Below are 11476 nucleotides of genomic sequence, written 5' to 3'. Positions count from 1 at the left end.
GGGCGGGCGGGAGGCTTGCGTCCGCCATCGTGGGGCCTCCGCACCCACGGTGGCGGACGTTGGGCGAAGGGGGTGTCTGGCGAAGGGGGTCAGCGGGTGCGGGGGCGGGGGAACTTGGTCCCCACGTGCCGCCGCTCGGCGTGCACCTCGGAGCGGAAGCGGTAGAGCGCCGCCGGCCGGCCACCGGTGCTCCGATCGGTCTCGCCCGTCGGCTCGACGAGCCCGAGCTGGTCCTGGACCGTGCGCCGGAAGTTCTGCTTGTGCACCCGCTGCCCGGCGAGCGCCTCGACCGTCGCCTGGAGCTGCCCGAGGGTGAAGTCCGGCGGCATGAGCTCGAAGATCACCGGCCGGTACTGGATCGTCGAGCGCAGCCGCGCCAGCCCGGTCGCGAGGATCCGTCGGTGGTCGTGCAGCATCGCCGGCCCGGTGGCCGGTGCCGTCGAGGACGAAGGGGTGGACCCCGCTCCGTGCTCGGCGACCAGACCCGCCTCCCACAACAGCTCATAGCGTTGGAGGACGAGCTCGGGCCGCCAGGCCCAGTCCCCGAGACCGAAGGCGTGCTCCGTGCGCTCGAGCCGCTCGCCGTCCCGCCCGGCCCAGCCGACGAGCGTCTCACCGAGCTGCGAGGCGAGCGCCGGGACCCCGTCGCGCGCGTCCTCCCACGGCAGCAGGTCGTACACGTCGACCCAGCCGCTCTCGCCCTGCGCCCGGGTCAGCCCGAGGTAGGAGATCGCCACGGTCCGGCCCTTGCGGCCCGACCGGCCGACGTCGGCGAAGGTGTAGAGCTGCTCGACGAAGCCGAGCTCCACCCCTTCGCGCTCCCGCGTCCACGCCCGCAGCCCGGCCTGCAACGACCGGTGCTGCGGCTCCAGCGGGCCGTGCGGCAGCGCCGCCGGCGCTCCCGAGGCGAGGACCCGTGGGCTCTCCTCGTCGACGCTGACGATGACCGCGACGAGCTCGGCGGCGATGGATGAGGGCACGAGGCTTATCTCATCACGGGACGAAGGGGGTCAGGCCTTGCCCATCGCGCGGGCCTCTTCCCACAGCTCGTCGCGGACCCGCGGGTGGGCGGCCTGCTCGATGAGGTTGCGTGCCTGGGTCCGCTCGTCGCGGCCCCAGATCCACGCGACCCCCTGCTCGGTGACGACGGCGCTGTGCTGGAAGGAGGTGGCCGGCTCGTCGATGAGCGGGACGATCGTCGAGACGTCCGCCCGCGGGTGCCAGGAGCGCAGTGCCATGAAGGAGTTGCCGCCCACGGCGTGCAGGGCGCCGACGGTGAAGTCGGTCTGGCCGCCGAACCCGGAGTAGATGCGGTTCTTGATCCGCGACGCGTTGGCCTGGTCGAAGAGGTCGACCTGCAGCGCGGTGTTGATCGAGGTCATGCCGGGCTGCTGCGCGATGACCGCCGGCGCGTTGGCCGTCTCGGTGCGGGTCATCTTGATGCGCGGGTTGTCGTTGGCCCACGCGTAGAGCTCGGCACTGCCGAAGATGAAGGACGTGACGATCGGGACGCCGCGGTCGAGCGCCCCGGCCTCCTCGAGACGCAGCACGCCGTCGCTGAACATCTCGGTCCGGATCCGCAGGTTGCGGCGCTCCTTGACGCCGGCGATCGTCGCGTCGGGGACCTCGCCGATACCGGCCTGGAGCGTGCTCCCGTCGACGACGGCGACGGCGACGCGCGAGCCGATGAGCTTCGCGTCGTCGCCGGGCTCGGCTGCGACGTGGGTCGCCAGGGGGACGTCGATCTCGACACCGAGGTCGATGTCGTCGACCGAGATCTCGGCGTCGCCGAAGGTCCACGGCATCTGCGGGTTGAGCTGGGCGATGACGACGCCGCCGCGGGCCCGGCAGGCCTCGATGGCGGCGGGGAGGATGTTGACCTCGAGGCCGAGGGAGACCTTGCCGTTGCGCGGGGTCGTCGTGTGGATGATGACGACGTCCGGGCTCAGGCCCCGGGTGAAGAGCGTCGGCACCTGCGACAGGCGGCACGGGACGTAGGAGAGGCGGGGATGGTTGCGGAAGCCCGGGCCGACGAAGGCGGTCTCCGGGATCACCCCGTCGTGCATCCGCAGCCCCTTCTGCGCGTTGAGCGCGTGGAGGCGGACGCTGGGGAGCTGGGCGAGGATCGGCTCGACGAGCTGGGCAGGGGCGGCGAAGTTGCCGCTCATGACGATCCGGGGCTCGATGTGGCCGCTCTGCTGGGCGGCGCGGGCTGCTTCCTCGACGGTCACGATGCGCATGAGGCCACTCTCCCATCCCTTCGTCCCGCCGCGTAGCGGGCGGAGCATGCTCGGTCGAGGAGGGCGGCGACGAGGAGGATCGTTGGCGACACCGGACCCGGGCGCGGGCTGGTCGAGGTCGACGGCCCCGTCATCCGGTCGGCCCACTGGGACAACGTCTTCGAGGGCGAGGCGGGGCTCTTCGTCGGCGTCGCCAGGAGAGCAGCCCTACCGGGTCTTCACCCTCGAGAGGCCCTCGCGCCTCGTCGTCGACGTCGAGTTCGGCTGAGCGCCGAGGTCGTCGACCAGACGAACCGCGCCGCCCACGGCGAGCTCACTCCCTTCGCCCTCTGGCCAAGGGTCCCGAGCACCCCTCCGCCCGGGGCCGCGAAACCTCATCCGGGCCGGGAAACCCTCACGGGGCCAGGACGTTTCTCGGCCCTCGGAGGGATGCCCGGTCCCGGTGGGCCTGGCCGGCCCGGCTCAGCCGCCCGGCCGAAGGACCGGGGTGAGGTCGTCGAGCACGCTCGCGTCCTCGATGGTCCCGGGGATGCTCGGCGTCTTGCCGTCGGCGATCTCGCGCATGCTCTTGCGCAGGATCTTGCCGGAGCGGGTCTTGGGCAGCGCCCCGACGATGTCGACGAGGCGCAGCGACGCGACGGCGCCGACCTCGTCGCGGACCCGCTGGACGAGCTCCTTGGTGATCCGCTCGCCCTCGGTGGCTGCGTCGATGCCGGACTTGAGGACGACGAAGCCGCGAGGCTGCTGCCCCTTGAAGTCGTCGGCGACACCGATGACGCAGCACTCGGCGACGTCGGGGTGGCCGGCGAGCGCCGCCTCGATCGAGCCGGTTGAGAGGCGGTGGCCCGCGACGTTGAGGACGTCGTCGGTGCGGCCCATGACGTAGACGTAGCCGTCCTCGTCGATCTTCCCGCCGTCGCCGGTGAGGTAGTAGCCGTCGAAGGCGGAGAGGTAGCTGTCGACGTACCGCTGGTCGTCTCCCCACAGTGTCGGCAGTGTGCCGGGGGGCAGCGGCAGCTTGATGACGATCGAGCCCTCGTTGCCCCGGTCGCATGGCGCGCCGGTCTCGTCGACGACCTGCACGTCGTAGCCGGGTACCGGGACGGTCGGGGAGCCGGGCTTGATCGGCATCGGCTCGAGGCCGCGCATGTTCGCGGCGATCGGCCAGCCGGTCTCGGTCTGCCACCAGTTGTCGATGACGGGCACGCCGACGATCGAGCTGGCCCACTCGTAGGTGTCGGGGTCGAGGCGCTCGCCGGCGAGGAAGAGGTTGCGCAGGCTGGAGATGTCGTAGCCCGCGAGCAGCTCGGCCTTCGAGTCCTCCTTCTTGATCGCGCGGAAGGCGGTGGGAGCGGTGAAGAGCGCGACGGCGTCGTACTCGTCGATGACCCTCCAGAAGGCGCCGGCGTCGGGGGTGCCCACGGGCTTGCCCTCGTAGACGACCGTCGTCGCGCCGGTGAGCAGCGGCGCGTAGACGATGTAGGAGTGGCCGACGACCCAGCCGACGTCGGAGGCGGTGAACATCGTCTCGCCGGGCCGGACGTCGTAGATGTTGTCCATCGACCAGCGCAGGGCGACCGCATGGCCGCCGTTGTCGCGGACGATGCCCTTGGGGCGCCCGGTCGTGCCGGAGGTGTAGAGGACGTAGAGCGAATCGGTCGCGGCGACCTCGACCGGCTCGACGGGCTGCGCCGCGTCGGAGGCCATGAGCTCGTCCCAGTCGTGGTCGCGCTCGCCGAGCTCGGCGACGGCCTGCTCGCGCTGGAGCACGACGACGTGGTCCGGCTTGTGCTCGCTGCGCTCGATGCCGGCGTCGAGGAAGGGCTTGTACTCGACGACCCGCTTGGGCTCGATGCCGCAGGACGCGGAGAGGATGACCTTGGGCGCGGCGTCCTCGATGCGGGCGGCGAGCTCGGCGGGGGCGAAGCCGCCGAAGACGACGGAGTGGATCGCCCCGAGACGCGCGCACGCGAGCATCCCGACGACGGCCTCGGGGACCATCGGCATGTAGATGACGACCCGGTCGCCCTTCTCGACGCCGAGCGAGCGCAGCGCACCGGCGAGCCGGCTCACCTGGTCGAGCAGCTCGGAGTAGGTCAGGGTGCGCTTCGCGCCGGTGACGGGGGAGTCGTAGCGGATCGCGGGCTGGTCGCCACGGCCCGCCTCGACGTGCCGGTCGACGGCGTTGTAGCAGGTGTTGAGGGTGCCGTCGGGGAACCAGCGGTACAGCGGGGCGGCGCTCTCGTCGAGCACCGTCGTCGGCGGCGTGATCCAGTCGATGGCCTGCGCAGCCTCGCCCCAGAAGGTGGTCGGGTCCTCGATGCTCGCCGCGTGTGCCGCGGCCCAGGCGCCATTGCTCATGCCCCCATCCAACCGGGCGAAGGGGGCGCCGCGTCACCCCTTCGTCGGGTCCGTGGGACGAGCGGCCCGGTGGGTGGGCCGAACGGCCCGCCCACCCGGCCGCCGCGGAGCCACCGATTCGGTGGGGGCCAAGCGCGTCGGGTAATCTCCTCCGTTGGAGGATTCGCATAGTGGCCTAGTGCGCACGATTGGAAATCGTGTTGGGGATGAAACCCCTCATGGGTTCAAATCCCATATCCTCCGCCAGCAGCTCCCCGGCACCTCTCAGGTCCGGGGAGCTTCTCTGTGCGCTCGCAGCCTGAGCGCGACGAGCAGCGCGCCGCCGGCGACGAGCCCCCAGAAGGCGCCGCCGATGCCGGCGATCGTCACGCCCGACGCCGCGACGACGAAGGTCAACGCCGCCGCCTCCCGGTGCCCGGCGGGCCCGAAGGCGCTCGCGGCGGCCGCGGCGAGGGTGCCGAGCAGGGCGAGGCCGGCGATCGTCTCGAGCAGCCCGGCAGGAGCGCCGGAGGCCACGGCCACGACGAGCGGCGTGAGCACGCCGCACGTCAGGTAGGTGACGCCGCACGAGACACCGGCGAGCCATCGCCGGCCGGGGTCGGGGCCGGCCTCGGGTCCCGCCGCGAGGGCCGCCGAGATCGCGGCGAGGTTGATCCCGTGCCCGCCGAGCGGGGCGGTCGCCGCGCTCGCGAGCCCCGCGTAGACGAGGGGTGGCCGCGGGTCGGGCGCGTAGCCGAAGGAGCGCAGGACGGCGATGCCCGGGACGTTCTGGCTCGTCGTCGTGACGACGACGAGGGGGATGGCGATGGCGACGAGCGCGCCCGGGTCGAGGATCGGGGCGGTGGCGTCGAGCACCGGCATCAGGTCGCCCGGCCCGAGGCCCGCGAGGGACCCCTCGACGAGCATGACCACGAGAGCGACCGCGAGCGCGATGGGCACGGCCCAGCGCCGCAGCAGGACCAGGCCCGCCGCCCACGCGAGGATCACCGGCGCGATGACGGCCGGGTCGTCGGCGAGCGCGCGGAAGGGCGCGACGCACAGGACGAGCAGGACGCCGGCGAGCATGGCCGCCGCGAGCTCGTCGGGGATCGCCGCGACGAGCCGGGCGAGCGGGCGGACGAGGGCGAGGAGCGCGAGCAGCAGCCCCGTGACGACGAAGGTACCGACGGCGGCCGGCCACCCTCCGGCCGGGGCGGCGGAGGCTGCGAGCAGGGCGGCGCCGGGCGTCGACCACGCCAGCGTGATCGGCATCCGGGTCCGCAGGCTGAAGATCACGCAGCCCAGCCCCATCGCCAGCGCGAGGACGGTCAGGCCCGACGTCGCCTGGGACGCGTCGGCGCCCACCGCGTGCAGCCCGGCGAGGACGACGGCGAAGCTGCTCGTGAAGCCGACCAGCCCGCTCACCACCCCGGCCACGACCGCGTGGCTCGTCGCGTCACCGGTCCCGGCGGGCGAAGGGGGAGCCGCCGTCACCTCAGTCGCTCGGGACGGGAGGGCCGATGAGTAGCAGGATCGTGAAGGCGACGACGATCGCGACGATCGCCACGGCGAGGGCGACGCCCGGCCGGCGGACGGCGGCCGCGACGACCCGCTCGGCGGACGAGGCGGCGGGCTCCACCCCTTCGCCCAGACGCCAGGTCTCGCGCAGACCGCCGTTGCCCGGCCGCTCGACCCAACGCTCGAACCACAGGGTCATCCACGGCGGGACGGCGCTCACGAGGGCGAGCAGCCCGGTCCGTGCCGGCCAGCGGTGGTCCACCCGGACAAGCAGCGTCACGACGACGTACGCGAGGAAGACGAAGCCGTGGAACGCGCCGAAGACCCGCACCCCGAGATCGGTCGTCTCGGTGACGTACTTGAGGACCATCCCGATGACGAGCAGGGTCCAGCTGACGACCTCGGCGGTCGCGACGAGACGGAAGAGCCGACGCGGGTTGGTGAGCACGACGGCGAGGCTAGTACTCTGGCCCCGGCACCCCACGTGGTGGTACCTCTCCGAACTCCCCCAGGGCGGGAACGCAGCAAGGGTAGGAGAGCTCTTCCAGGTACGTGGGGTGTCTTCATGCCCCGTCGCGACCCGGCTCGAAATCGGGGGGTCGCTGACGGGCCCTCTCGCCCCCTGCGTCGTTAGCGTGACAGCAGCAGCGTGGCCGGCACCCGGCCACCAGGAGGGAGCAGAACCCATGAAGTGGATCCTCATCGCCCTGGCGGTCATCGCCGTGCTCGTCGTCATCGCGCTCGTCGTCTCGAGCTCGAGGAAACGGCAGGTCGAGGCCAACCGTCAGGAGGCCACGGAGCTGCGCGAGCGCGCCGCCGACCGCGAGCTCGACCTGCGCGAGCAGCAGGCTGCGTCCGCCGAGACCGCCGCCCAGGCCGAGGCCGCTCGCGCCGACGCCGACCTCAAGGCCGCCGAGGCAGAGCGACAGCGCGTCGAGGCCGAGCGCCTCCAGGCCGAGGCCCGCGACGCCGACGACCGCCGCTCGGTGCTCGAGGACTCGCACCGCGAGGACCTTCGTCGAGCCGACGAGATCGACCCCGACGTCCGCACCGACAAGGACGGCAACCGGATCGACGACTCCCGTGACGGCCGCGGCGGCGCGGCCGCGGGGGGTGCCGGCTACGCCGCCACGGACCGCGACGGCGACGGCTACCGCGACAACGTCATCGAGTCCGAGGACTCCTACGCCGACGACAGCCACGTCGAGGAGCGTCGCGACGGTGACCGGGCCGACGGCGACCACTACGAGGGCCGTCACGAGGGCGGGCGCGTCGACGAGCAGGGTCGCTCCGGCGTGGGCGACCGTGACGGTGACGGTGACTACGAGCTCGACGAGCGCGCCCGCGACACGTTCGACGACCTGCGCGGCGAGGACGGCGTCGACCGCGACGGCCGCCGCGGCTGACCCCCTTCGGCCCGCCGTACCCTCGCGGTGCGGCGGGCCGACCCCTGCCCGACCCACCCCCAGGAGGACCCATGGACATCGCGATCATCATCGGCAGCACCCGCCCCGGCCGCATCGGCGAGCAGGTCGCCGAGTGGGTGCTCGAGCAGGCGCGGTCGCGCGACGACGCCACCTTCGAGCTGGTCGACCTCAAGGACTACGACCTCGACCTGCTCAACGAGCCGACCGTGCCCGGCGCCGCGAACCGTGAGTACGAGAACCCCAAGACCCGCCGGTGGAGCGAGAAGATCGACTCCTTCGACGGCTTCGTCTTCGTCACGCCCGAGTACAACCACGGCGTCCCGGCGGCGCTGAAGAACGCCTTCGACGTGCTCTACCCGGAGTGGGCGCACAAGGGCATCGCCTTCGTCGGGTACGGCGCCGAGTCGGGCGTGCGCGCCGTCGAGCACTGGCGCACGATCGTCGCGAACGCGCAGATGCACGTCACCCGCGGCCAGGTCGCGCTGTCGACGATGGATGACTTCGAGGACCAGAAGACCCTCACGCCGCGGGAGTACAAGGCCAAGGACGTCCGCAACGTCCTCGCCCAGCTCGTCAAGCTCACCCGCGCGACGAGCACCCTTCGCGCCTGACCCTTGCGTCCGCCACCGTGGGTGCCCGGAACCCACATCGGCGGACGTAGGAGATCCGGGGCTCGCAGCGTCCGCCACCGTGGGCGGGACACCCCCACGGTGGCGGACGTCACGAAGGGGGAGTCCGTCGCCACCCCTTGGCGGCGAAGAGGCGCTCCGGGGCGTCGAAGAAGGCGTCCCGGTTGGTCCGAAGGGTGAGGACCGAGATGCTCAGAGCCGTCGACCCCTCGGTCGAGAGGTCGACGAGCCGGACGTCGTCGTCGAGGGTCTGGAGCAACAGCCCGTGTCCGGCGCCCTGGATCTCCAGGGTGATCCCGAAGCCCGGCCAGTCGACGTCGATGTAGCGGCGGCCGCCCGGACCGACCCTGGGGGACTGTCGGCTGGGCTCGGGCAGCCCGCGCTCACGGCACATCCGGATGACGTCGAGCTCGTGCATCGAGTGGCTGCCCCCGCCGATGTCCGCGATGACCGGGCCCAGCGCCGTGCGGAAGCGATGACGCCGCACCCGGGCCAGCTGCTCCGCCAGCTGGTCAGCCGTCACGAGACGCTGCTGGACCGGCAGGATGAGCATGAAGGCAGCCTCTTTCGCTGTCCTGGCCCACAGCGCCGCCTGCATGGCGGCGACGGCCGGCCGCGCCCGGGGGATCCCCGACCCCTCCGCGTCGTCGGCGCTCCATCGTCGCGACTCGTGCAGCACGACGCCCGGCACACGGCCCTTGCGGAAGGACTTGCGGACCCAGACGTGGGTGTCCTCATCGTCGAGACCGGTCATCCCGGCCGCCTGCAGCGCGCTGATACCTCCCAGGCAGGCCGAGGCCCCGACCGACAGGAGGGCGGCCCGCCACAGGTCCTCCCCGACGAGCGGGCCGTGATGGATGACCACCCCGCGGTGCGCGACAGCGCGCCAGCGCTCACCCTCGACATGGCTCCTGCGTTCGTCCCGGTGGACAACCAACGTCCGCCACCGTGGGCCCTGACACCCCACGATGGCGGACGTTGGCGCCGTCGTCCCCGTTGCGTCCGCCACCGTGGGCCCAGTGAGCCCATGGGGGCGGACGCAAGGGCGAAGGGGGTGGGGGCGGGTTGGCTCGGGGGCGGCGGGTTGTCCGTGGCCACGGTTAGGGTCGACCCGTGAGCACCGCCCTCTACCGTCGCTACCGGCCCGAGACCTTCGCTGACGTCATCGGCCAGGAGCAGGTCACCGAGCCGCTGTCGACGGCGCTGCGCTCAGGGCGGATCAACCACGCCTACCTCTTCTCCGGCCCGCGCGGCTGCGGCAAGACGACGAGCGCCCGGATCCTGGCCCGCTGCCTCAACTGCGAGCAGGGGCCGACGCCCGAGCCGTGCGGAGAGTGCGACAGCTGCGTCGCGCTGGCTCGCGGGGGAGCGGGGACGGTCGACGTCATCGAGATCGACGCGGCGAGCCACGGTGGTGTCGACGACGCCCGGGACCTGCGCGAGCGGGCCTCCTTCGGCCCGGCGCAGAGCCGCTACAAGATCTACATCATCGACGAGGCGCACATGGTGACGCCGCAGGGCTTCAACGCGCTGCTCAAGATCGTCGAGGAGCCGCCGGAGCACGTGAAGTTCGTCTTCGCGACCACCGAGCCGGAGAAGGTCATCGGCACGATCCGCAGCCGGACCCACCACTACCCCTTCCGCCTCGTCCCGCCGGCCCGGCTCACCGAGTACCTCGAGCAGCTCTGCCAGAGCGAAGGGGTGTCCGTCGAGCCGGGTGTGCTCTCCTTCGTCGTCCGGGCGGGTGGGGGATCGGTGCGTGACTCGCTCTCGGTCCTCGACCAGCTCATCGCGGGGTCGGGCCCTGAGGGGCTGACCTACGAGGGGGCTGCGTCCCTGCTCGGCTTTACGGACGCCGAGCTGCTCGACGCGGTCGTCACCGCCTTCGGCGTCGGTGACGCGGGTGCGGTCTTCCGGCACCTGCACGACGTCATCGAGACGGGGCTGGACCCGCGGCGCTTCGTCGAGGACCTCCTCGAGCGGCTGCGCGACCTCATCGTCGTCCTCGCCGCGCCCGACGGCGCCCGGGCCATCCTCCGCGGTCTGCCCGAGGACCAGGTCGAGCGCATGCGGACGCAGGCGGCCGCCTTCGGTGCGGCCTCGCTGACCCGGGCCGCCTCGATCGTCAACGAGGGGCTCACCGAGATGACGGGTGCGACCTCCCCGCGCCTCCAGCTCGAGCTCATCGCGGCGCGGGTGCTTCTGCCCGGTGCGTCCGGGGAGAGCGGCTACGCCGCCCGGATCGACCGCCTCGAGCGGCGCATGGACGTCGGTGGTGTGCCCACCGCAGCGGCCGGTCAGGGCGCGCCGGACGCGCGCGCCGCGGGCTCCGCGCCGCCGTCGCCCGCAGCGGCTGCCCCGGCGCCCGCCCGCCAGGCTGCTCACGCACCGGCACCCGAGCGGGCGCCCGCTCCCGAGCGGGCCCCCGAGCCGGCTCCCGTGAGCGTGAGCGAGCGTCCTGCCGTCCGGGAGCCCGAGCCGACCTCGGTCCGGGCGCCGGAGCCCCAGCTGGCCCCGGCTGCCGCTTCCGTCCCCGCGCCGGCGGACCCCCCTTCGTCATCCAGCCCCGGCCAGGGCGGACTCGACCTCGAGGCGATCCGACGGTCCTGGCCCGACGTCCTCGGGCGGATCTACCAGATGCGCCGCGCGACGTGGACCTTCCTCTCCGAGCACGGGCAGGTCATCTCCTACGACGGGCAGCGGCTCGTCATCGGCATCAGCACGACCGGGCTGGCCAACGCCTTCCGTGCCGGGTCGCACGCCGACGTCGTGCGGCAGGCGCTCATCGACGCCCTCGGCGTCGACGCCCGCGTCGAGGGGATCGCGACCCCGGACGCGCAGCCGACGCCCGAGCCGAGCACGCCCGCCCAGGCCTCCATGCCCCGTCGTGCGCCTCAGCAGGAGGCGGCCCCGCCGGCCGAGCGGCCTCGCCCGGACCCTCCGGCTCCCACGGCCGGCGGCGACGTCGGTGTCCCCGCCGCCACCCAGGCACCGGACTCCCGGCCTGACTGGTCGGCGACGCCCGCCGATCCCGGGTCCGCCCCGACCTGGGCGACCGCGGACCCCTTCGCCACCCGGCCCGAGTCGGCGGCCACCCCGCAGGACCGCCCGGCTCCCGCCCCAGAGCCGGTGGCGCCGACGCCGGCCGCGCGCCCGGGCGCGCTCGACGGGTACGGGGTCAGCGAGGACGACGAGGACATCGTCGAGGCCGGTGACGCCGGCCCGGCCGTCGTCGAGCGGATCCTCGGCGGCACGGTGATCCGCGAGGACGAGGTCTGAGCCCGGCGGTGCGGGTAGGCGCTGACCGGCGCGGGGCGTAGGG

The 11476-nt window shown here is 73.1% G+C and carries 9 protein-coding genes, 1 tRNA gene and 1 other RNA gene; 5 read left to right on the top strand and 6 right to left on the bottom strand.

What is annotated here, in order from left to right; translation table 11 throughout:
* Positions 1–89 precede the first annotated feature (89 nt).
* From JNO54_RS14850 to JNO54_RS00350, 3 genes are all read right to left on the bottom strand, one after another.
* Positions 90–980: an NUDIX hydrolase gene (locus JNO54_RS14850; protein ID WP_204142101.1), complete on the bottom strand. Its 891-nt coding sequence runs from the start codon at positions 978–980 to the stop codon at positions 90–92.
* A 30-nt stretch (positions 981–1010) separates the two neighbouring features.
* Positions 1011–2240, bottom strand: coding sequence for an acetyl-CoA hydrolase/transferase family protein (locus JNO54_RS00355; protein WP_204142100.1), 1230 nt, complete (start codon positions 2238–2240; stop codon positions 1011–1013).
* Between the two features lie 462 nt (positions 2241–2702).
* On the bottom strand, positions 2703–4601 hold the full coding sequence (locus JNO54_RS00350; protein WP_204142099.1) for a propionyl-CoA synthetase: 1899 nt from the start codon (positions 4599–4601) through the stop codon (positions 2703–2705).
* A 156-nt stretch (positions 4602–4757) separates the two neighbouring features.
* On the opposite strand from JNO54_RS00350, the gene JNO54_RS00345 reads away from it, so the two are divergent.
* Positions 4758–4847: transfer RNA gene (locus JNO54_RS00345), tRNA-Ser, on the top strand.
* Between the two features lie 18 nt (positions 4848–4865).
* Here the strand turns inward: JNO54_RS00345 and JNO54_RS00340 are convergent.
* The gene (locus JNO54_RS00340) at positions 4866–6074 is read right to left on the bottom strand and encodes a benzoate/H(+) symporter BenE family transporter (protein WP_307817984.1); all 1209 of its coding nucleotides are present in this window, start codon (positions 6072–6074) and stop codon (positions 4866–4868) included.
* Position 6075: 1 nt separating this feature from the next.
* Positions 6076–6546 (bottom strand): DUF3817 domain-containing protein, encoded by a 471-nt coding sequence (locus tag JNO54_RS00335; protein ID WP_204142098.1) that lies wholly within the window; start codon positions 6544–6546, stop codon positions 6076–6078.
* 23 nt (positions 6547–6569) lie between these two features.
* Between JNO54_RS00335 and ffs the strand changes: the two genes are divergently transcribed.
* The 3 genes from ffs to JNO54_RS00320 all read left to right on the top strand — a co-directional run bounded on the left by ffs (position 6570) and on the right by JNO54_RS00320 (position 8136).
* An RNA gene (ffs, locus tag JNO54_RS00330) (signal recognition particle sRNA small type) lies at positions 6570–6666 on the top strand.
* Between the two features lie 118 nt (positions 6667–6784).
* Positions 6785–7504: a hypothetical protein gene (locus tag JNO54_RS00325; protein WP_204142097.1), complete on the top strand. Its 720-nt coding sequence runs from the start codon at positions 6785–6787 to the stop codon at positions 7502–7504.
* A gap of 71 nt (positions 7505–7575) precedes the next feature.
* The gene (locus JNO54_RS00320; RefSeq protein WP_204142096.1) at positions 7576–8136 is read left to right on the top strand and encodes an NADPH-dependent FMN reductase; all 561 of its coding nucleotides are present in this window, start codon (positions 7576–7578) and stop codon (positions 8134–8136) included.
* Between the two features lie 109 nt (positions 8137–8245).
* Here JNO54_RS00320 and JNO54_RS00315 read toward each other — a convergent pair whose 3' ends face one another.
* A complete protein-coding gene (locus JNO54_RS00315) occupies positions 8246–9091 on the bottom strand; it encodes a hypothetical protein (RefSeq protein WP_204142095.1) in 846 nt (281 codons plus the stop codon).
* A gap of 176 nt (positions 9092–9267) precedes the next feature.
* On the opposite strand from JNO54_RS00315, the gene JNO54_RS00310 reads away from it, so the two are divergent.
* A complete protein-coding gene (locus JNO54_RS00310; protein ID WP_204142094.1) occupies positions 9268–11433 on the top strand; it encodes a DNA polymerase III subunit gamma and tau in 2166 nt (721 codons plus the stop codon).
* Positions 11434–11476: the final 43 nt, after the last annotated feature.

The organism is Janibacter endophyticus, assembly GCF_016888335.1.
GTDB lineage: Bacteria > Actinomycetota > Actinomycetes > Actinomycetales > Dermatophilaceae > Marihabitans > Marihabitans endophyticum.
This window is presented reverse-complemented; position numbering and strand designations above follow the sequence as displayed.

Coding starts and splice junctions, on each gene's coding strand:
- JNO54_RS00355 (WP_204142100.1), bottom strand. CDS start 2,240: ATGCGCATCGTGACCGTCGAGGAAGCAGCCCGCGCCGCCCAGCAGAGC.
- JNO54_RS00350 (WP_204142099.1), bottom strand. CDS start 4,601: ATGAGCAATGGCGCCTGGGCCGCGGCACACGCGGCGAGCATCGAGGAC.
- JNO54_RS00325 (WP_204142097.1), top strand. CDS start 6,785: ATGAAGTGGATCCTCATCGCCCTGGCGGTCATCGCCGTGCTCGTCGTC.
- JNO54_RS00320 (WP_204142096.1), top strand. CDS start 7,576: ATGGACATCGCGATCATCATCGGCAGCACCCGCCCCGGCCGCATCGGC.